At 73.7% G+C, this 22,096-nt stretch carries 10 protein-coding genes and 1 riboswitch; of the genes, 3 read left to right on the forward strand and 7 right to left on the reverse strand.

The window, feature by feature from the left end:
- Window positions 1–21: 21 nt before the first annotated feature.
- The 7 genes from ACGFWJ_RS01345 to ACGFWJ_RS01375 all read right to left on the reverse strand — a co-directional run bounded on the left by ACGFWJ_RS01345 (window position 22) and on the right by ACGFWJ_RS01375 (window position 17,956).
- Window positions 22–8,070, reverse strand: coding sequence for a MupA/Atu3671 family FMN-dependent luciferase-like monooxygenase (locus ACGFWJ_RS01345; protein WP_392944046.1), 8,049 nt, complete (start codon window positions 8,068–8,070; stop codon window positions 22–24).
- Window positions 8,067–11,345 (reverse strand): type I polyketide synthase, encoded by a 3,279-nt coding sequence (locus tag ACGFWJ_RS01350; protein WP_392944048.1) that lies wholly within the window; start codon window positions 11,343–11,345, stop codon window positions 8,067–8,069. The genes ACGFWJ_RS01345 and ACGFWJ_RS01350 overlap by 4 nt, the downstream gene beginning before the upstream one ends.
- The gene (locus tag ACGFWJ_RS01355) at window positions 11,342–12,628 is read right to left on the reverse strand and encodes an MFS transporter (protein ID WP_392944050.1); all 1,287 of its coding nucleotides are present in this window, start codon (window positions 12,626–12,628) and stop codon (window positions 11,342–11,344) included. The genes ACGFWJ_RS01350 and ACGFWJ_RS01355 overlap by 4 nt, the downstream gene beginning before the upstream one ends.
- A 188-nt stretch (window positions 12,629–12,816) precedes the next feature.
- Window positions 12,817–14,541 (reverse strand): putative Ig domain-containing protein, encoded by a 1,725-nt coding sequence (locus ACGFWJ_RS01360; protein ID WP_392944052.1) that lies wholly within the window; start codon window positions 14,539–14,541, stop codon window positions 12,817–12,819.
- Between the two features lie 238 nt (window positions 14,542–14,779).
- Complete coding sequence (locus ACGFWJ_RS01365; RefSeq protein ID WP_392944054.1) at window positions 14,780–15,226, reverse strand: acyl-CoA thioesterase; 447 nt, start codon at window positions 15,224–15,226, stop codon at window positions 14,780–14,782.
- A gap of 66 nt (window positions 15,227–15,292) precedes the next feature.
- Window positions 15,293–15,437: riboswitch (cobalamin riboswitch) on the reverse strand.
- A 972-nt stretch (window positions 15,438–16,409) separates the two neighbouring features.
- Complete coding sequence (locus ACGFWJ_RS01370) at window positions 16,410–16,691, reverse strand: sulfurtransferase TusA family protein (protein ID WP_392944056.1); 282 nt, start codon at window positions 16,689–16,691, stop codon at window positions 16,410–16,412.
- On the reverse strand, window positions 16,688–17,956 hold the full coding sequence (locus ACGFWJ_RS01375; protein WP_392944058.1) for an MFS transporter: 1,269 nt from the start codon (window positions 17,954–17,956) through the stop codon (window positions 16,688–16,690). The genes ACGFWJ_RS01370 and ACGFWJ_RS01375 overlap by 4 nt, the downstream gene beginning before the upstream one ends.
- Before the next feature lie 94 nt (window positions 17,957–18,050).
- Here ACGFWJ_RS01375 and ACGFWJ_RS01380 point away from each other — a divergent pair, with 94 nt between their 5' ends.
- From ACGFWJ_RS01380 to ACGFWJ_RS01390, 3 genes are all read left to right on the forward strand, one after another.
- On the forward strand, window positions 18,051–18,278 hold the full coding sequence (locus ACGFWJ_RS01380; protein WP_392944060.1) for a hypothetical protein: 228 nt from the start codon (window positions 18,051–18,053) through the stop codon (window positions 18,276–18,278).
- Between the two features lie 132 nt (window positions 18,279–18,410).
- A complete protein-coding gene (locus tag ACGFWJ_RS01385) occupies window positions 18,411–20,279 on the forward strand; it encodes a flavin monoamine oxidase family protein (RefSeq protein ID WP_392944062.1) in 1,869 nt (622 codons plus the stop codon).
- Between the two features lie 183 nt (window positions 20,280–20,462).
- On the forward strand, window positions 20,463–22,094 hold the full coding sequence (locus ACGFWJ_RS01390) for a translation initiation factor 2 (RefSeq protein WP_392944064.1): 1,632 nt from the start codon (window positions 20,463–20,465) through the stop codon (window positions 22,092–22,094).
- Window positions 22,095–22,096 lie beyond the last annotated feature (2 nt).

Consider the following 22,096-nt stretch of genomic DNA (forward strand, 5'->3'; position numbering starts at 1 on the left):
GTCTTTCGCGTTTCGGTGGGGCTAGCTGGCTTCGGGGGTGTCGGTCAGGGCCTGGGTGACGAGGTTGTCCAGGAGGGTGGTGTAGCGGGTGGTCCAGGTGGTGATGGTTTCGGGGTTCCAGAGGTCGGTCGTGTACTCGAGGTAGCCGGCGAGGGCGTCGCCGGCCGGGACGAGGCCGAGGTTGAATTCGCCGCGGGCGGCCGGGACCATCAGGTCCTCGACCTGGACGGTGAGGCCGGGGAGGTCGATGTCGGTCTCCAGGGAGTTCTGGTACTGGAAGCCGTGGGCGAGCCGGTCGGGGACGTTCGGGTAGCCGCGTTCGCGGAGCTGGGGGCCGGAGCGGGAGAGCGGCATCAGGTGTTCCAGCGCCTCGTGGGCGGAGCGGGCGGTCGCGCGGACCTGGTCGGCGAACGGGGTCGAGTTGTCGGTGCGCAGGCGCAGCAGCAGTGAGGAGACGGTGCAGGCGAGCAGTGTTTCGTCCTCGCGGCGCGCGCGGTTGGCGTAGGCGACCTGGAGGAGGTTGTCGGCGCGGCCGTTGAGGGTTTCCATGAAGCGGCCCAGGGCGGTGACGGTGACGGCGAACGGGGTGGTGCCCAGTCGCTTGGCCAACTCCTCGATGCGGCCTCGTGCTTCGGGTGACACGGTGAACTGTGCCACCTGGCCCTGGCCGCTGAGCTGCTCGGGTCGCGGGTGGTCCAGCGGGAAGTCGTGGGTGAACGTCGCGTCCTTCAACTGGCGTTCCCAGTAGGCGATGTCGTCCTCGCGGTCGGCCTCGTCGAGGCTCCGCTCGTAGCGGGCGTAGTCGGTCTGCTGGGTCGCCGGCGGCAGGCTGTGCGGCTCGCCGGTCAGGGCGGCCCGGTACAGGGTCTCGAGGTCCTTGAACAGGACGCTGACGCCCCAGCCGTCGCACATCGAGTGGTGCATGACGAACACCAGCGCCCAGGACTCCTCGCCGGTGCGCACCAGCCGGACGGCCGGAAGGACGCCCGCTTCGAGGTCGAACGGGTGCCTGGCGGCCTCGGTGCTGATCCGGGACAGCTCGGCCTCGCGTTCGCTCTCCGGCAGACCGCGCAGGTCCTCCACGGGGGGCTCGACCGGGACGGCGGGCAGGACGTCCTGCCACCATTCCCCGGTCCGGTCGTCGCGGACGCACCTGGTGCGCAGCGACTCGTGGCGCTCGATCAGGCCGGTGAGGGCGGTGTGGAGGGCGGCGACGTCCAGCGGGCCGGTGATGAGGAGCCGCATCGCAACGTTGAACACCTCGGGCACGGGGAGCTTGCCGATGCGGTCCGCGAACCTCCCCTGGGTGGCGGTGAGCGGGGGGCGGTCGGGCGAGGCGGCCGGAGCGGAGGCTTCGTCCGCCGACGGGCGGGACGCGTCGACGAAGGCGGCCATCGCCGCCGGGGTCGGCTGCTGGAAGAGGCGGGTCACCGGCACGTCGACCTGGAGTGCCTCGCGTACCCGGTTCACCAGCCGGATCGCGGTGATCGAGTGCCCGCCCAGCTCGAAGAACGACGTCTGCGGGTCGACCGCGGTCGCGTCGATGCCGAACTCGGCCGCCCACAGCCGGCGCACCCGTTGGAGGGTCGGCGACGGGGCGGGGGCCGGTGCGGGCGCCGTCGGCGGGGCGGGCGTCGTCGGGACGGTGATGTCCGGCTCGGGCAGGGCGGGACGGTCCAGCTTGCCGATGCCGTTGAGCGGCAGCGCCGGGAGGACCGCCCAGGCCCGCGGCACCAGGTAGTCCGGCACCCGGCGTGCGAGCGCCCCGGCGGCCAGGGTCGCGAAGGCCGTGCGCTGTGCGGCGGCCGTCGCGTCGTCGCCGCCCAGTGGTTCGGCCGGGACGAGGTAGCCGACCAGGTGGGCGTCCCCGCGGGCGTCGCGGCGGGCGAGGACGGCGGCTTCCCGCACGCCCCACACCTGACGCAACTGCTCGGTCGCCTCGCCCGGTTCGACCCGGAACCCGCGGATCTTCACCTGGTCGTCGGCGCGCCCGCAGAACTCCAGCTCCCCGGTGGCGGGGTTGCGCCGCACCAGGTCGCCGGTGCGGTACATCGGGCCCTCGGGGTCGGGCAGGAACCGTGCGGCGGTCTCGTCCGGCCGGTCCAGGTAGCCGTGCGCGACTCCGGCTCCGGCGACGTACAGCTCGCCGGGCGTCCCGTCGGGCACCGGCCTGCCGTCGGCGTCCACCAGCCGGATCCGGACGTTGTCGACGGGCAGGCCGATCGGGATCGGGCCGGCCTGGGCGCCCTTGGGGGCGACGGTCGCCACCGTGCACAGGATGGTGGCCTCCGTCGGCCCGTACACGTTGGTGACCCGGTACGCCGCCGACGCGTGCGGCCGCACCCTCAGTACGTCGCCGCCGACGGCGAGATGGCGCAGCGGCGGCTGGCGGCGTTCGTCGAGGCCGAGCAGCGACTCGGCGAAGGCCGTGGTGAGGAAGGCGAAGGTGATGCCGTGCACGGTGTACCAACGGGCCAGCGCCAGCGGGTCCTTGCGGGTCTCGGCGTCGGCGACGACGAGCGTGGCGCCCGCCGTCAGGGTCGGCCAGATCTCCATCAGCGAGCCGTCGAAGCTGACGCTGGACACCAGGGCCGTGCGGTCCTCGGACGTCGTCGCGAAGTGCTGGTGGTGCCACTGGCAGAACGACACCAGGCTGCTGTGCGGGACGGCGACGCCCTTGGGCCGGCCGGTCGTCCCCGAGGTGTGCAGCGCGTAGCACAGCGAGGAGGACGTCGCCGGGTCGTCGGCCGCGGCGGGGGCGGTGCCGGGGTCGTTGACGTCGAGCACGGTGACGTCGAGCACGGTGACGTCGGCGGGCAGGTCGAGGGCGGCCGCCGCGTCGCCTGTGGTCAGCAGCACCGGCGAGGCGCAGTCGGCCAGCACGGCCTTGGCGCGGGCGAGCCCGAGGTCCGGGTCGATGGGCGCGAAGCCGTGGCCGGCCTTGAGGACGGCGAGCAGCGCGACGATCAGCTCGGGCGAGCGGTTCAGCCACACCGGGACCGGCCGGTGCACGCCGGGCACCGGCGCGCCGATCCGGTCCCGGACGACGGCGGCGAGCCGGGTCGCCCGGCGCTCCAACTCGCCGTACGTCAGGACGGTTTCGCCGTCCACGACGGCCGGGCGCCCCGGGTGGCGGGCCGCCTGCCGGGCGATCCAGGCGTGCACGGTCGTGGCGGGCACCTCGCGCACCGGGCCGCGGAGCCAGCCGTCGGCGGTGCTCGCGCCCAACTGCGAAAGCGGCGTCGAAGCGTCGGCCACGGCCTGCGTCAGGATGCCGGAGAACGCCGTGAACCAGCCGTCGATCGTGGCGAGGTCGAACAGGTCGGTGTTGAACTCCAGGTGGCAGCGGATGCCCTCCGACGGTCCGCCGTCGGTGAAGTACACGCACAGGTCGGCGAGGGACTTGTCGGCCCCGGCGTCCAGCGCGGTGGCCCGCACGCCGGGCAGGTCGAGGCGGAACGGCTCGTCCCGCTCGAACTCGGCGAGCACCTGGAAGACCGGTGTGCGGTCGGTGGCGCGGCTCGGCGCCAGCTCCCTCACGACCGACTCGAACGGCACGTCGGCGTGGTCGTAGGCGTCCAGCGCGGTGCGCCGGACCCGGTCGAGCAGGGTGCCGAAGTCGGGGTCGCCGGACAGATCGACGCGCAGCGCCAGGGTGTTGATGAAGAAGCCGACTAGGTCCTCCGAACCCTCGGGGCGGTCGGAGATCGGCGTGCCGATCACCACGTCCTGGTCGCCGGTGAGGCGGTGCAGCAGCGCCGCGTAGCCCGCGATCAGCGTCATGAACAGGGTGGCCCGCCGGCCCCGGCTCAACGCCCGCAGCCCGTCGGAGAGTTCGGGCGTCAGGGCGCGGAAGACGGCCTTGCCCTCGGAGCTCATCACCGCCGGGCGGGGACGGTCGGCGGGCAGGTCCAGCACCGGCAGGTCGCCGCCGAGGGTCTCCCGCCAGTACGCGAGGTCCGCCGACGCCCCGGGGCTCCGGGCGGCGTCCCGCTGCGCACGGGCGTGGTCGGTGTACGACCAGGTGAGTGCGGGCAGCTCGCCGTCCGGGACGGTCCGGCCGGCCGTCTCGGCCCGGTAGAAGGCGGAGAGGTCGCGGGTCATGACGGTCGCCGACGCCGCGTCCACCACGATGTGGTGGAGCGACAGCACCAGGACGTGCCGCTGCTCGGCGAGCTTCACCAGCCGGGTGACGAAGAGGGGCCCGTTCGCGAGGTCGAAGCGGCGGGCGCTCTCCGCGTCGAGCACGTCCTGGACGGCGGCGTGCGCGTCGGCCCCCGCCGGGGTCTCGGCCGAGCGGTCGATCACCTCGAAGTCCGGCTCGTGCGGCGGCAGCACCACCTGCACGGGCTCGCCCGAGCCGGCGTCGCGGAAGACGGTCCGCAGGCTCTCGTGACGGGCCACCAGCGCACGCACGGCGGACCGGAGCGCGGGGACGTCCAGCGGGCCGTCCAGGAGCAGGGCCTTGGACTCGTTGTAGGCGGTGCGGCCCGGCAGGATCTGCTCCTGCATCCAGATGCGCTGCTGGCCGAAGGAGAGCGGGTGCTGCTGCTGCGCTTCGGGTGCCGGGGTGTCGGTGGTGCGGGGCGGTGCTGCGACGGCCACCACGGGCTGCGCGGCGGTGGGCACGGGCTGCGCGGCGGTGGGCACGGGCTGCGCGGCGGTGGGCCGGGCGTAGGAGCGGCGCAGCGAGTCGAGGTGGGGCAGCCCGGCCCGCAGGGTGGCCGCCGGGACGCCGAAGTCCACCAGCGCGACGATCTCGTCGACACCGGCCGCCCTGACGGCGTCCACGACGGGCCGCACGCTGTCGGCCGTGCCGATCAGTGCCCGGTCGTCGCAGTACCGCCGGTAGGCGCGTTCGAACAGCACGTCCTGGTCGTCCTGGCTCAGCGACGACATGTCGACCTTGTACCCGAGGCTGTTCGCCACCCCGCCGAACAGCGAGAGCGAGGCCCGCATGTACCGCGAGAGCGGCTCGAACGCCGCCTCGCGCGCCCGGTCGTGGTCGGCGCCGAGCAGGGTGTGCAGCAGGATGGCGACCCGCCCGGTGGCCGGGTCGAGGCCGTGGGCGGCGCGGGCACGGCGGTAGAGGGCGATGTTCTCGCGCAGTTGGTCGATGGTCTGCGACATCAGGTTGGTGACGATGCCGAGGTCGTGGCGGGCCGCCGACTCGTAGGAGGCCGGGTTGCCGACGACCGCCGTGAACATCGGCGGCATGTCCTGGACCGGCTGCGGGAACAGCCGCAGCTCGGTCTCGCTCCCGTCCCCGACGGTGCGGGTGAGGGCCTCGCCGCGCCACAGCTTCCGGACCTCGGCGAGCTGGTCGAACATCGACTCCCGGTGACGGCCGAACCGTTCCGGGAAGAAGACGAAGTCGTTGGCGTTCCAGCCGCTCGCGCAGCCGATGCCGATCCGTCCGCCGGAGAGGTTGTCCACCATCGACCACTCCTCGGCGACCCGGATCGGGTCGTGGAGCGGCAGGACGACCGAGCCCGCGTTGATGCGGACGCGTTCCGTCTCCCGGGCGAGGGCCGCCCCGAGCACGGCGGGGTTGGGAAACAGGCCGCCGAAGGAGTGGAAGTGCCGTTCGGGCATCCAGAGGGAGTGGAAACCGTGGGTGTCGGCGTACCGGGCGGTCTCCAGGATCATGGCGTACTTGTCCAGGCGGGGGGCGTCCTCCTGGGGGTAGTCGCCGAAGAAGTAGATGCTGAAGTCGGGGCCGGGACCGGCGGTGCGGGGCTGGACGGACCCCGGGGCGGGGGCCGGGGCCGGGACGGCGGCCGGGGCCGGGGCCAGAGCGGCGGCCGGGACCGTGGCCAGAGCGGCGGCCGGGGCCGGGACGGCGGCCGGGACCGTGGCCGAGGCCGGGACCGGGACGGCGGCCGAGGCCGGGACCGTGGCGGGGACGGCGGCCGAGGCCGGGACCGTGGCGGGGACGGCGGCCGAGGCCAGAGCGGCGGCCGGGACCGTGGCCGGGGCCGGGACCGTGGCCGGGGCCGGGACCGGGACGGTGGCCGGGGCCGGGACCGGGACGGTGGCCGGGGCCGGGACCGGGACGGTGGCCGGGGCCGGGACCGGGACGGTGGCCGGGGCCGGGACGGTGGCCGGGGCCGGGACGGTGGCCGGGGCCGGGACCGTGGCGGGGACGGCGGCCGAGGCCAAAGCGGCGGCCGGAACCGTGGCCGGGACGGTGGCCGAGGCCGGGACCGGGACCGTGGCGGGGACGGCGGCCGAAGCCAGAGCGGCGGCCGGAACCGTGGCCGGGACGGTGGCCGAGGCCGGGACCGTGGCGGGGACGGCGGCCGAAGCCAGAGCGGCGGCCGGAACCGTGGCCGGGGCCGGGGTGCGGTCGCGGGCCGGACCGGAGAGGGGCATCGGCGCGACCGGTGCCGGTGCCTGCGGCGCGACGGGCGCCTGGGCCACCGGAGTGGGGACGACCGGCGCGGAGGCCGGTGCGGCGGCCGGCCGGGTCAGCGGGCGGGCGCCCGGGAAGAACCCGGCGTCGCGCAGCTCGCGCAGCGAGCCCTGCACGGCGTCCGTGACGACGGCGAGGTCCTCGTCCGTGTGCGCGGTGGACAGGAAGAAGTTCCGCCACTCCCAGACGAACACCCCGCGCAGCAGCAGGTGGTGGTAGAGCAGTTCCATGTCGGCGCGGTGCTCGAAGCGGAACATCGAGCCGAAGTGGGCGAGCCGCAGCGGGAATTCCTCGGCCTCGAAGAAGCCGTTGAGCCCGGCCGCGAACCGGTCCGTCCGGTCGTTGAGGCGCTGCTGGAGCGACGGCCCCTGCGTCTTGAGGTGGGTGAGGACGGCGCGGGCGGCGACCATCGACACCGGGTGCTGGATGTAGGTGCCGCCGAAGAAGGTCGTCTCGCCTGGCGGGTAGCTGGCGTCGCCGTAGTTCCAGTAGCCGCCGTCGACGCCGTCCATGATGTCGGCCCGTCCGGCGATCGCGCCGATCGGGAAGCCGCCGCCGAGCAGCTTGCCGTAGGTGGCGAGGTCCGGCGTCACCCCGTACAGCTCCTGCGCGCCGCGCAGCGCCGGGCGGAAGCCGGTCAGCATTTCGTCGAACATGAGGATGATGCCGTGGCGCTGCGTGAGTTCGCGCAACTCCCGGACGAACTCGACCGGTTGCAGGGACGGGTGGCGGCTCTGCACCGGTTCGATGATGCAGGCGGCGATGAACGGCGCTTGCTCTTCGATGACGCGCAGCGACGCCGGGTCGCCGTAGTCGAGGACGAGCAGGTCGGCGACGGCGCTGTCCGGGATGCCGATCGACACGGGCGCGGTCGCGTGCTCCTCGCCCGTCCCCGCCGCGCGGCCGAGGACGTTGTCCGCGTGCCCGTGGTACGAACCGTGGAACGTCACGATCTTCCGGCGTCCGGTGGCGGCGCGGGCGAGCCGGATCGCGGCCGAGTTGGCCTCCGTTCCGGAGTTGGCGAACGCCACCCGCTCCATGCCGGTGATCTCGGCGAGCAGCTCGGCCGCCTCGCCCGTCTCGGCGTTGCGCGGCCCCAACTGCACACCGCGAGACAGGTGTTCGCGTACGGCCTCGCGGACGAACGGCGGCTCGTGGCCGAACATCAGCACACCGAAGCCCATGGTGATGTCGGTGTAGCTGTTGCCGTCGATGTCGGTGATCGACACGCCGGAAGCGCCGCGCGCCGCGATCGGGTACAGCATCTCCTTGGTGCTGGAGCGGAAGCCGACCACGGCCCGGCTGTCGGCCAGCACCCGGCGGTGGCGCTGCGCCAGCTCCTTCGACGTCAGCGTCTTCGCGGTGTACCGGCGGACGAGCTCGTCCAGGTGCCGCTTGCGGCTCTCCGGCCCGGTGCCGCTGGCCATGCCGGAGGCGCGGTCGACGGCGACCCGCGGGCCGTGCATCTTCGGTGCGGCGCCGGACGGCACGGGCGCGGTCGGCTCGGACGGCGCGGCGGCGGTCAAGGATGCGGTCGGGGCTGCGCCGGCCAGCTGCTCGGCGATCCGTCGCGAGAGTTCCGCCATCGCGGAGAGGTCGCTGTCGGCCGCGGCGGTGACGGCCGCGATGCCGTCCTGGTGCTGCCGGGCGCTCATCGGCCACCGGCCGGAGTGGACGCGCCGCCGGGCAGGGAGGCGAGCTGGCGGGTCACCAGTTCGGAGAGCTGCGTCATCATCTGGAGCTGGATCTGGGTGAGTTGCTGGATCTGGCGGGCCAGGTCTTCGATCTCCTGACGTGTCGCGTACACCGGGGCGGCGGGCTGAACCGCGGGGGCGACCTGCGTGGGGACGACCGGCGCGGGGGCAGGAGCGGGGACGGGGACGGGGACGGGCGCGGGGGCGGGAGCGGCGGGCGCAGCAGGGGCGGGTGCCGGGGCGCCCGGGATCCGGCCCACGATCAGCTCGGCCAGCAGCCGAGGCGTGCCGGCCTCCTCGAACAGCTCGCGCATGGCGATCTTGACCTGGTGTTCCTGCTCGATGAGCCGCAGCATGTGGATCAGCTGCAACGAGTCGGCGCCCAGGTCGAAGAACGAGGTGTCGTCGTTCACCGTCCCGGGTTCCGCCCCCAGCTGACCGACCGTCACTTCGACGATGTGACGGCACACGTCGTCGGCGGTGATCGTGCCTGCGTTGCTCAGTTCCACTGCGTCCTCGTCTTCCGTTGGTTCACCGAATGCGCTGATCGCCGGTTCGGGGCCTGTCCAGTAGTGCCGGCGCTGGAAGCGGTAGGCGGGCAGCGGGGTGCGGCCGCCGCCGGTGCCTTCCAGCAGGTGGTGCCAGTCCACGGGCGCGCCCGCGCAGTGCAGGGCGGCGGCTGCGGACCACAGGGGGTCGGTGCCCGCGCCGCGGCGCATCGCCGAGGCCACGGTGGCGGTGGGCAGGGCGCGTCGGGCCAGGCCGCCGAGGGTGTGGTGCGGGCCGATGTCGAGCAGCACGGGATCGCCCGCTCCGAGCGTTGCGAGTACGGCGTCGAACCGCACCTCTTCCCGGGTGTGCCGCAGGAAGTAGTCCGCGTCCGGTACCCAGCCCGCAGGGCGGAGCTTGCCGTCCAGCCCGCTCACGAAGGGGATGGTCAGCGGCCGGAAGTCGATGCCTTCCAGGACCGTGCGGAACGCTCCGAGCGCCGGTTCGGTCAGCGCGGTGTGGAAGGCGCGGTCGACGGGGAGCTGCTCGCCGGGGATGCCGCGTTCGGCGAGCAGCGCGAGAAGCTTCTCGGCCGCTTCGACCGGTCCGCCCAGGACGTGCGAGCGTTCGCCGTTGGCGACGGCGATCTCGAGTCCGGGGATCTCGGCGGCCAGTTGTTCGGCGGTGGTCCGGTCGGCGGCGACGGCGACCATCGCGCCGGGCGGGCAGCCTTGCATGAGTCGGCCGCGTTCGGCGGTGAGCCGCAGGCCGTCCGCCACGGTGAGTGCCCCGGCGGCGGCGAGCGCCGCGTACTCGCCGGCGCTGTGCCCGGCGACGATCGCGGGCCGCACGCCGGCCCGGTCCCACATCCGGGTGAGTGCCGCCTGGAGGGCGAACAGTACGGGCTGCGCGGTGCCGGTCGGCCAGGTCTGGTGCTCGGCGGTTTCGGTGCCGGTGCGGAACGCGCCCAGCAGCGGTGTGCCGTACTCCCGGCGGTACTGGGCCTCGCAGGCGTCGAGGACGTCCGCGACCTCCCGGAACCTGCCGTCGTGGGCGGCGGCCATGCCCCGGGAGGGGCTGCCCTGGCCCGCGAACAGGAAGCCGACGGGGGTCGCGCCCTCGCGCGGGGCGAGGCCGGTCCACACCGGACCGCGCCCGCCGCCCGCGGGGGCCGGGCCGGTCAACCAGCGGTCGAGCGCGGCGGCGAGTGCCGCCGGGCTGTCGCCGCGCACGGCGAGCCGGTGCCGTCCGTGGGTGCGGCCGAGGGCGGCGGTGGTGACCAGGTCGGGCAGGGCGGTGTCCGGGTGCCGGCGCAGGTGGGCGCGGAGGGCGCGGGCGTTCGCGGTGAGCGCCTGCGGGTCGCGTCCGGAGACCAGCAGGACGCCGGGCGTGGGGTGGGCGTCGTCCGCCGGCCGGGGGGACGCGGGCGGCGGCTCCTCCAGCAGGACGTGGGCGTTGGTGCCGCCCATGCCCAGCGAGGTGACCCCGGCCCGGCGCGGGCGGCCGTCCTGCGGCCACGGCCGGGCTTCGCGGGGGATGTAGAAGGGGCTGGTGTCGAGGTCGAGCGCCGGGTTGGGGTGCTCGAAGTTGGCCATCGGCGGGATCACCCCGTGCTGTACCGCGAGCATCGCCTTGATCAGGCCCACCAGGCCCGAAGCGACGTCCAGGTGGCCGATGTTGGCCTTGGTCGACCCGAGTGCGCAGTAGCCGGTGCGGTCGGTGTCGACGCGGTACGCCGCGGTGGCGCCGTCGAACTCGATCGGGTCGCCCTTGAGCGTGCCGGTGCCGTGGGTCTCCAGCAGGCCGATCTCGTCCGCGCCGACCCCGGCCGTCTCCAACGCCCGCCGGATCGCGCCCTGTTGGCCGACCGCGCTGGGCGCGCTGAAGGTGTGTTTGGCGGCGCCGTCGTTGTTGACGCCCCAGCCGCTGATGACGCCGTGGACGGTGTCCCGGTCGGCGACGGCCCGGTCGAGCCGCTTGAGGACGATCGCGGCCACGGCGTTGCCGCCGACCGTGCCGTCCGCCGACCCGTCGAACGCCCGCACCCGGCCCGTCCTCGACAGGATCGAGCCCTTGACGTACTCGTAGCCCAGCACCTGCGGCGTGTGCACGGCCGCGGCCCCGACCAGCGCGATGTCGGTCTCGCCGTCCAGCACCGCCTGCGCGGCGGTCTTCACCGCGACGAGCGAACTGGAGCACCCCGTCTGGATGTTGACGGACGGGCCGGTCAGGTCCAGCCGGAAGGAGGTGCGGGTGGCGGTGAAGTCGGGAGAGTTGCCGATCACCACCTGCAGGCGGGAGAGCCAGTCGTCCGCGAGCGCTCCCTGGAACACGTTGTTGAGCAGGTAGGTCTGCATCGGATACAGCTGGTACCCGGTGCTGGCCCAGACACCGATGCGCGCACCCGGGCGCTCCTGCGGGTAGCCGGCGTTCTCGAGTGCGTGATAGGCGACTTCGAGGAACAGGCGGTGCTGCGGATCGGTGTAGGAAGCCTCTCGGCCGCTCATGCCGAAGAACGGTGCGTCGAAATGCGAGATGTCGTCCAGGACGGCGCTGGCGCCCACGAAATCCGGTGCCCGGTACTTCTCGGGCGGGATTCCGGCGGCGGCGAGTTCTTCTTCCGTGAAATGCCGGACGCGGTCCTCGCCTTCGCGTATCAGCCGCCAGAAGCCGTCTGCGGTATTGGCGCCGGGAAGGCGGAGCGCGAGCCCGATGACGGCGACCCGGCGGTCGTCGGGAGCGGTCATGTCCGTCCTCCTTCGGACGCGGGGACCCGGTCGTCGACCGCTTCCTCCGTCTTCCGCTCACGCGCCGGGGTGGCCCGTCCCGCGACCGCGCCGCGCACCAGCAGCAGCAGGAACCCGACGCAGAGCAGGATCGCCAGCCCGTGCAGGCCGCCCACCACCTGCAGCGGTGAGAAGTGCTCCAGTAACGCGCCGCTGAGGATCATGCCGAGGCCGAAGCCCAGGTTCTCCACCGACGCCGACAGGCCGAACAGCCGGGCCCGCTGCGCGTCCGGGGTGGTCTGGAGCCGCGAGACGTAGGCGACCTCGGTCAGGCCGTCCGCCATGCCCGCCACCAGGGACACCACGACCGCGAGGGCGGTCGGCAGCCCGCTGAAGACGAGAATGAACGCGGCCGACATCACGCAGGCGCCCAGCGCGAAGATCCGCTCACCCGGGCTGCGGCCCGTACGGGAGGTCCAGCGGGACAGGATCTGCTGCATGGCGATGTTGCCGATCGCCCAGGTCGCCCAGAACTGGCCGATGAACGCGGCCGGATGGGCGTGGTCGAGCGCGTCGGAGTAGATCGGCAGGGCCACGTTGTGGGACGAGGAGCCCAGGCCGTCCACCGCCCGGACCAGGACCATCACGGCCACCACGGGCATCGACCGCAGCAGCACCAGCGTGGCCCACCGTCCGCCGCCGCCCGCCGGCTCGGCCTTCGCGGCGGCCGGGGTCTCCTTCTCCCGCGCGGCCTCGGTCCGGATCGGCAGCGACAGCAGCACGCTCGCCGAGACGACGAACGACAGCGCGTCGAAGGCGAAGGCCCAGCGGTAGCCGAGTTGGGAGACGATGATGCCCGCGGAGCCGAACCCGGCCACCATCGCGAGCGAACGGCCGGTCGCCAGAAGGCTGTTGGCCCTGGTCCGCAGTTCCGCCCCGACGATCTCGGGCACCGCGCTGCGCAGCGACACCCCCGACACCGTCGAGCAGGCGCCGGCGATGACGGCCAGCCCGAACAGCAGCGCGACCCGGGCGCCCGACGGCGCCAGCAGCAGCAGGACCAACGCGGTGGCCTGGGTGAGATCCGCCCCCACCATGAGCCGCTTGCGCGGAATCCGCGACGCGAGAGCGCCCGCGACGACCCCGGACGCCACGCTCGTCAGCAGCCGCACCGCCATGTACAGACCGGCCGTCAGCGCGCTGCCCGTCAGGTGGTAGACGAAGACGTTGAGCGCCACCATGTTCAGATAACTGCCGTACGCGGAAACCGCGTTGCCCGCGACGAGTAAGCGGAAACGCTTCATCTCGGCCCACCCCCAAATCCGTGACATGGACGCGCCTGGTATGGATTGCCGCAGTCTAGGAAGGTGAAGATCCTCATGGCAAGACCTTCACAAAGCAGTTCGGATTTCGATGCCCAGGTAAGCGAACGGCAAAGCCCCGGACCGGATGGGGCTGCCCGGCCCGGGGCGATGAGGGCGCTGACGGTGCGTCAGGAGACGTTCAGCGTGATGTCGTCGAGGACGAACGAGGTCTGCTTGGTGTAGTCCTCGGCGCCGGTGAACTTCAGCGTGACGCTCTGGCCGGCGTAGGCGGCGAGGTTGAAGGTGCGCTGCTGGTAGCCGGCGGCAGCGTTGACGTTGGAGTAGGTGGCCAGGGTGGTGCCGTTGGCCGCGACGGTGAGGGTGTCGAAGACGGTGGTCGGGGACGACGCGGTGTCGATGTGCAGCCAGAAGCTGAGGTTGTAGTTGGCGCAGCCGGTCGGCAGGGTGACGGTCTGGGCGAGGGTGTCGGTGTTGGCGGCGCCGTAGCCGTCCAGCCAGACGTCGTAGGTGCCGGAGTGGGCGGGCTCGCTGGTGCTGCTGTTGATGGTGCTGGCGCCGCCGCTGTTGGTCTCGGTCCAGCCGGAGGTGCTGCCGGTCTCGAAGCCCGGGTTGGTGATCAGCTGGGCGGGGGTGCAGGTGGTGCCGCCGCTCGCGGCGACCGTCCAGGTGAAGGTGGCGGTGGCGGACGGCCCGGTGGAGTCGGTGGCGGTGGCGGTCACCGTGCTGGTGCCGGCGGTGGTGGGCGTGCCGCTGATCAGGCCGGTGGCCGGGTTGACGGTCAGTCCGGCGGGCAGGCCGGTGGCCGCGTAGGACAGGGTGCCGCCGGCGGTGTCGGTGGCGGACAGCTGGAGGCTGGTCGCGGTGCCGACGGTGGCGGTGCGGGCGCCCGGGTTGGTCAGCGAGACCGAGCCGGTGTTGCCGCCGGAGCCGCCGCCCTGGGCGAGCCAGTCGGTGGCGTTGAGGGCGAGCGCGGCGTCGGTGCCGGCCGGGTCGTTCCACCCGTTGTAGAGGGTGTTGCCGGGCTGGCCGGTGCCGTCGTCGATCGGCGAGGAGTCGCCCCAGATCGCCACCCGGCCCTTGCCGAACGTCGAAGTGACGAACGCCGCACCGGTGTTGCCGCTGTAACCGGTGCGGTAGACCAGGCCCTTGACGTTCGGGTTGTCGGCGGGCTTCAGGGTGAAGGTGGTGCCGTTGCGGATGATCGAGCCGGTGACGGTCCCGAACGGCCCGTTGATCACCGGGTCGGTGGCGGAGGAGATCGCCCGCGGGTTGTCGGTGGTGATGTTCAGCAGGTCGACGGAGAAGCCGAACGGGTCGTTGTTGTTGACGCCGTTGCTGGTCAGCAGGTCGTTGATGATGGCCGGGGAGTCCCAGCCGTCGTTGTTGCGGTCGCTCTGGGTGTGGTCCGAGATCAGGAACAGGCCGCCGCCGTTCTGCACGAACGTCATCACGGCGGTCTTCTCGGCCGCGCTGAGGCGGATGTTGGGCTCGGGGATCACGAACTCGTCGAAGTTGGCGAGGTCGAGCGCGCCGCCGGTGCCGTAGGTGATGGTGTTGCCGGCGGGCAGCGTCTTCAGGCTGTAGTTGCCGGTCTTCTGCAGCGCCACGCCCCAGGCCGAGATGGCGCCGGTCCAGCTGGTCTCGCTGGTCGGGTTGGCGTTCTGCGCCAGCGGGTCGGGCTGGCTGGTGGAGATGATCCAGTCCGCGTTGCCCGCGGTCTCCGCCTTGGTGTTGTCGAACAGCACCCGCTTCGGGGTGCCGGTGGCGGCCGCGGCGGCGTTCTTGGGGGTGGCCGCGGTGGCGTGCTGCGGGACGGCGCTCGCGCCGGCGGCGACCACCAGTGCGGCGGCGGCGAGGGCCAGCGGGCGGGCGGCCTTCCACGTTCTGATCATCTGTCAATCTCCTAGGACCACAGGAACCATGGGGTGTGGTGCGGTGCGCTACGCGCGTAGGCGGGCACACGCTGCCATGGTGGGGTAATCGGAGCTTGAACGGAACATGTCGATCACACGCCGTCCGCAATGGTGCGGTTTGTCCCTACGTGAGGGTGATCACCTTGCGGCGACGACAGCCATGAGCCCGGAACGCCAGGTGGGACGGCATTCCGGGCTCACGGACGGTGGCGCCGCGTCAGGCAGCCGCGGGTTCCAGCAGGGCCGGGACGGGACGCGGGTGGCTGTCGGCGTCGATGGCGACGAACGTGAGCCGGCCGGTGGCGACCCGGGTGACCGGCCCCGTGGCGTTCCAGCGCTCGGCCGTGACGGTGACATGGACGGTCATCGAGGTACGCCCCGCCCGCTCCAGCTCGGCGTGCGCGGTGAGCAGGTCGCCGGCCCGGACCGGGGCCAGGAACGTCATGCTGTCCACGGCGGCGGTGACCGCCGGGCCTTCGGCGTGCCGGGCGGCGGCCGCGCCGGCGGCGTCGTCGATGAGCTTCATCACCACGCCGCCGTGGATGGTGCCGTAGAGGTTGGTGTCGTGCTCACTCATGATGTGCGCGAGCGTCACCTCGGACGCCTGTGCGGGCTTTGCGGGCTTTGCGGCGGACACCACAGGTGCGACGGTCTGATCTGCCACGTCAACTCTCCTTCGCGAGTCACGGCTGGACGATCCGCGGCGCCGGTGGGCACCGCGGGCGGCGGCAGGTCTTCGGACTCGCGGGCATCTCCCCAGGAGGGCCTGTCTACTGGCCGTCGCTTCCCGGACCGGTCGGGCCCAGTGCATGTGACGGCGGTCGTTCCCGCTCACCGCTGCGAGGCAGTCCTGGACTCGCACCAGGTTCCCTCTTGCGACGCTCCAGCCCTGGCTCGGACGGGGGCGAACCGCTGCCCGACCAGCCTATATCCCCATCCGAGGTGCTCAGTCCGCCCTCCGGCCGGGAGGCCTGGGAGCTGTCGGCCCGCAGGGCGTCGGGGCGGGTCGATGATCTGACGCGCGGGTTTCGGCGGCGGCGGGACGGGGGCGACCGGTGGGGAGGTCACGCCCCCGAGGGGGTCAGTTCGCCGGGCAGCCACGACGCGTCGGGCGGGTGAGGGTCGGACCGGCGGCCGGCGCAGCGCGAAGGCCTCGACGGCGACGGGACCGGGTCCGCCGGGCGTCGGCGCGGGCGTCGGGGCGGGTCGGGGCGGGCGTCGGGGCGGGTGGGGGCGGGTCGATGGGCAGGCGCGAACGCCTCGACGGCGACGGGAACGAAGTAGCCGTGACGGGCGGGGAGGTCACGCGAGGCGCCCTGCCCTGCGCCCGCCCGGAGGGGTGTACGTCCGCCGGGCGGTGCCACGGGGCGTCGGCACGGGTCGGGGGGCGGATCGGCTGCCGGGCGCAGCGCGAACGGCTCGGCAGCGACGCGACCGCAGGGCGCTCCGCGTGGAGTGACGTCAGTCCACGCGGCACGGGTCGGGGGGCGGATCGGCTGCCGGGCGCAACGCGAACGGCTCGGCAGCGACGCGACCGCAGGGCGCTCCGCGTGGAGTGGCGGCAGTCCACCAGGCGCAGCACAAACGAACCCGGCAGCAACACGACCGCGAGGCGCTCCACCCCAAAGGCATCAATCCGCCGGGGGCGCCACGGGGCGTCGGCGCGGGTCGGGCGCGGCGCGCAGGGCTCGGCAGCGGCGGGACCACCCGGCGTCCGCCCGGAGGGGCGTCAGTCCGCCGGGCGGTGCCATGGGGCGTCCGGCGCGGGTGAGGGACGGGTCCGCGGCCGGGCGCGGCGCGCAGGGCTCGGCAGCGGCGGGACCACCCGGCGTCCGCCCGGAGGGGCGTCAGTCCGCCGGGCGGTGCCATGGGGCGTCGGGGCGGGTGGGGGTGGGGGTGGCGGTCAGGCGGAGGGCGTAGGTCTCGGCGGAGATGGGGCCGAGGTAGTGGTGGCCGGTGAGGTGGCACCAGGCGGGGAGGTCGAGGGGGGCGGCGGGGTCGGTGGCGTGGACGTGGACGATGGTGCCGGCGGGGGCGTCGGTGATGGCGGCGCGCAGGCGCAGCAGCAGGGTGACGCAGAGCAATCCGCGTCCGTCGACGGTGAGTTGGGGCGTCTGGTGGTCGGTCATCGCTTGGCCCGGGTGGCGGCGGTGGCGAGGGCGGGGAGGATCAGCAGGGCGAGCAGGCCGCCGCCGAAGGCGAGGACGGGGTAGCCGGCCAGGTCGACGACGGTGCCGGAGGCGAGGCCGCCGGTGGCGCCGGAGATGGCGATGGCGACGTCGATGCTGCCCTGGGTCTTGGCGCGGGTGGCGAGCGGGACGGCGTCGGTGAGGATCGCGGTGCCGGAGACCAGGCCGAAGTTCCAGCCGAGGCCGAGCAGAACGAGCGCGAGGGCGAGCAGTGGGGCGGAGTCCGCGGGGGCGACGGCGGCAAGCGTGCCGGCCGCGAGCAGGGTGAGTCCGGCGGCGGCGCCGATGGCGAGCGGGCCGTACCGGTCGACGAGCCGTCCGGTGAGCGGGGAGGGCAGGTACATCGCGGCGACGTGCAGGGAGATGACGAATCCGGCGGCGGCGGTGCTCTGTCCGGCGTCGTGCATGTGGACGGGCGTCATGGTCATCACGCCGACCATGACGAGCTGGGTGACCACCATGACCTGCGCTCCGAGCAGGACGCGGTTGCGAACGCGGGCGGTTGACGTGGCGTCGGTGGCGGCGGAGGTGTCGGCCTCGGTGGTCGGGGCGGCCGCGGCGGCGGCGCGGGCGAGCAGCAGCGGGTCGGGGCGCAGCCGGGTGGCGAGGACGATCGCGGCGGCGGCGTAGGCGACGCCGCCCAGCAGGAACGGTCCGGCGAGGCGGGGCAGGTGCAGGGCCTCGGCGAGGGCGCCGGTGGGGTCGGCCAGGTTGGGGCCGAGGACACCGCCGAGGGTGGTGGCGACCAGCACGGTGGAGATCGCCCGGGCCCGGTGCCCGGGTGCGGCGAGGTCGGCTCCGGCGTACCGGGCCTGGAGGTTGGTGGCGGTTCCGGCGCCGTAGACGAACAGCGCGAGGAACAGCAGGACGGGGCTGTGGAGCGCGGCGGCGGCGATCACGCCGACGCTGCCGACGGCGCCGGTGGCGTACCCGAGGGCGAGTCCGGGACGTCGGCCGCGGGCGGCGGATATTCGGCTGACCACGATCGCGGCGAGCGCGCTCCCGGCGGTGAACAGCGCGCTGGGCAGCCCGGCCAGCCCGGTGCTGCCGAGCATGTCCTGGGCGAGCAGCGCCCCGACGGTGATGCCGGCGGCCAGTCCGGCTCCGCTGAGGATCTGGGAGGTGACCAGGACCCGCAGGATGTGCCGCTGAACGGCGGGGTCGGCGGCGAGTTCGGCGGGTGGCGGCGCGGTGGTACTGGTCACGGACGTTCCTCGATTCTCCATGGTTCTGTGGAATACCATATCGGCCGCCCCTCCCGGCAGACCGCGTCCGACCGCACTGCTACCGTCCCCGGCCGTGCACACTCGCCCCGACGCCCAGGATTCCCCCGACGCCGCGCTCGCCCTCCGCGGCGGCCTGCCCGACCAGCACGCCGCATGGGCGTTCCTGCGCTGGTACGCCGCCCCGGGCCTGCTGATGCGGCACGACGGCGGCGAGGACCTGTGCTGGCTGCACGTCCACGCGCGCACCGCCGAGGAGTTGACGGCGTTCCGGGAGGCGTACCCCGCCGACTGGGTGTGCTGAACGAGCGCCCGGCGCACATGTCGGGAGGGGCGCGCTGGGCGGGTGCGACGAGCGCCCCCTGTGCGAGTGGTGAAAGGGACTCGATGGGCGGAGCGCGCGTTCCGGGGCGCGGCGCGCTGCCACGCTGGGCCGATGATCTCTCGACGCGGACTCCTCTTTGCCTCCGGCGGCGCGGTGACGGCCGCCGCCCTGGCCGGCCCCGGGGCCGACACCTCTCGTGCGGCGGACGCGGCTCCGTCCGACCCGGCGCGGAAGGCGGCGGCGCTCGTCATGGCGCGCCGGATCCTGCTGACCGACGCCGACCACAATGACCTGACGCTCGAGTACCTGAAGCTGCTGACCGGCCGTCAGCGCGTGAAGAAGACCGAGACGCGCGACGTCCTGGTGGTCGGCGCGGGCGTGGCCGGCATGGTGTGCGCCCGGCTGTTGCAGGCGGCGGGCCACAAGGTGCGGGTGCTGGAGGCGAACCGCAGCCGGGTGGGCGGCCGGGTGAAGACCTTCCGCGGCGAGGTGTGGCAGGACTCCCGGCTGCACGCGGAGGCCGGCGCGATGCGCATCCCGTCCAGCCACGTGCTCACCCTCGCGCTGGCCGACCACCTGAAGGTGCCGCGCCGCCCGTTCGACCTGGTGGACCTCCCGCCGGTGCCGGACCAGGTCTCGCACGACGCCAAGGTGGTCTACAAGTCGTGGACGGGCGAGGAGTTCGCCAGCGGCGAAGCGCCCGCGTACGTCGCGCCGAAGGGTCTCGGCAACCGCTTCCTGCACGTCAACGGGCAGACCGTCACCAAGCAGCAGTACGCGCAGGACCCGGCGCCGATCAACAAGAGCTTCGGCTGGGACAGCAACCAGACCACCTCGAACGCCTTCGACAAGGCGCTCGACACCGCCCGCGGCTACACCATGGACAAGAACAAGGACGGCACCTGGACGGACAAGCCGATCGCCGAGCGCGTCACCGGCATGGCCGAGCTGCTGTACGACATGGACGGCTACTCGCTGCTGCGCTACCTGCAGGAGGGCGAGGGCTGGGGCGACGCCCAGATCCAGGCGGTCGGCACGCTGGAGAACCTGACCAGCCGGCTGTCCTACGGCTTCCTGCACTCCGTGTTCGACGCGGGCGACATCAACCCGTCCGTCACCTACTTCGAGTTCAACGCGGGCACCGACGCCCTCACCGAGGCGCTCTCCAAGGGCCTGACGATCGCGCGCGGCCAGGTGGCCACCCGGGTCCGCACCGACGAGCACGGCGTGACGGTGACGGCCGAGCCCGAGAGCGGCCCGGAGGACGAGGCCTGCGACGGCGCGATCGGCGGCAAGTCCACCGACTACCGGGCGGACATGGTGGTGCTGGCGGTGCCGTTCGCGGCGCTGCGGCACGTCGACTTCGAGCCGCTGCTCCCCTACGGCAAGCGCCGCGCGATCAACGAACTCAAGCACGACACCGCGCACAAGGTGCTGCTGGAGTTCACCGAGCGCTGGTGGGAGTGGGACGAGAACACCTGGAAGAGCAAGCTCGGCAACGACTACAAGCCCGCCCCGCACGGCGCGGCGGTGGCCGCGGTCGGCGGCGGCTGCATCTCCGACGAAGCCAGCCGGTTCATCTACTTCCCCTCCCACCCCAGCGACGGCGGCGCGCCCGGCGGTGTCGTGCTGGCCGCCTACAACTGGGCGGAGGACGCGCTGCGCTTCGACGCCCTCACCCCCGCCGACCGGCACACCGAGGCGCTGGAGCACCTGACCGGCCTGTACGGCGAGCGGATCCGGCGCTACGTCACCGACCGGCACGTCTCGCAGTCCTGGCTGCGCAACCGCTGGGCGCTGGGCGAGGCCGTCATCGAGACGCCCGGGCAGCTGCTCAGCCTCGGCCCGCACGTGGCGACGCCCGTCGAAGGGAAGCTGTTCTTCGCCGGCGACCACTGCCAGCCGCGCTACCACGCGTGGATCGCCGGCGCGATCGCCTCCGGCGTGGAGGCCGCCCTGCAGGTCGCCAACACGGTCTGACCATTCACAACACCCGCCGCCGGTACCCGATGTCTCGTCAATCGGGCACCGGCGGCAGGCGTTTCCTTGTCCCGGCCCGAGCCTTTCCGACGGCGGATCAGGCCGGGCCTCGCGCTGCCCGACCGGCCATCAGCGGCCGTGTCCCGGAGGGCGTCCCGGCGGGCGCACGGATACCATCGGCCCATGCGTGACACCGGCGGGGACCAGCGGCGCTCCGTGCTGCTGGCGTTCCGCTCGGCGGTGGCACTGCACCGACTGCTGGACGTACTGCCGGTGTTCGAGGGCGACGGGCGGATCTCCCGCTGGTTCACGCTGGTGCCGGGTTCCCGGTTCGACCTGGAGGCGCTGGCAGCGCTGGACCGTTCCGGCGCCCGGGTGATCGACTTCGAGCAGGCCACCGCCCGGCCGTTCGACCTGGTCCTGACCACCAGCCCGAAGGGCGCGCTGGCCAGCCTGTCCGCTCGGGCCCGGGCGCTGCTGCCGCACGGCGCGGGCTTCAACAAGGCGCTGCGCGAGGAGGGTTCGCCCGAGCTGCCGTCCGGCCTCGACCCGGCGTTCCTGCTCTCCGACGGCGCGCCGTGGGCCGATCTGCACGGACTCGGTCATGCCGAACAGCTGTCCCGGCTGGCCGAGTTCTGCCCGCCGGCGGCCACCCGCGCGGTCGTCGTCGGCGATCCGACGCTGGACCGGATGCTGGAGTCCGACCCCCGCCGCGAGGCGTACCGGGCCGCGCTCGACCTCGGCGACCGGACCTTGCTGGCGGTGCTCTCCACCTGGGGGCCGGAGAGTCTTCTGGTCCAACGCCCGGACCTACCAGGCGAGTTGGTGCTCGGCCTGCCGGTGGACCGGTACCGGGTCGCGCTGCTGGTGCACCCCAACGAGGTCGGCGAGCGCAGTCGGCTCGATCTCGCCGAGCAGTTCCGTCCCGAGCTGCGGGCCGGTCTGCTGCTGCCGTCCCCGCACCAGGACTGGGCGGCGGTCCTGGTCGCCGCAGACGCGGTGATCACCGACCACGGCTCCACCGCGCTGTACGCCGCCGCGCTCGGCCGTCCGGTGCTGAACGCCTACGACGGCGGCCGGGAGTTGATCGCCGGTACCCCGATGGCCCGGCTGCTGGCCGCCGCACCACGCTTCACCGGGCTGGACACCGTCCGCGACCTCACCCCGGCCACCGCTCCCCCCGGCCCGGCCGCCGACGCGTTCGACCGGCCCGGGCAGGCGCTGGGCCTGCTGCGCACCGAGCTGTACCGGCTGCTCGACCTGACACCCCCGCGGCAGCCGGTGCTGGCCCAGCCGTTGCCCCTGCCGTCGGTGCCGCGGTCGGCCGCGCCGGCGCTCGCGGTGCGCGCCGAGGTGGACGGGCAGCGGGTGCGGGTGGAGCGCTTCCCGGCCGCGACCGAGCTGCCGATCCACCACCTGTCCGCCGAGCACCCGGTGGCCGCGCTGGCCCAGGTGCGCAGCGCCGCCGTGCTGTGGCGGCGCCCGGGCTCCGGCCGCTGGACGGTGGCCGGCTGGACCGCCCACGTGCTCGCCGAACTCCCCGCCTGCCTGACCGCCGCGGCCGTCCTGTCCGCCGACCGTTTCGTGCTGCGGCACCGCCACCGCGGCCCGTTCACCGTGCAGCTCGCCCCGGGCCGGTCCGGTGGGCGCATCCACCGCATCGACCCGACCGCCGCCGTCTCCGCCGTCCACGCCTGGCTCGGCGCCCACCCGACAGCCGACGGCCCTTTCGAACTCGACTGCGTGCTGGGCCCGTTCACCGCCCGCCTCACCGTCCGCCCGGCCCGCGCGGAGGAGCTCGAAGCGGAGCTGTGACC

Source organism: Kitasatospora sp. NPDC048407, assembly GCF_043200475.1.
Lineage (GTDB): Bacteria > Actinomycetota > Actinomycetes > Streptomycetales > Streptomycetaceae > Kitasatospora.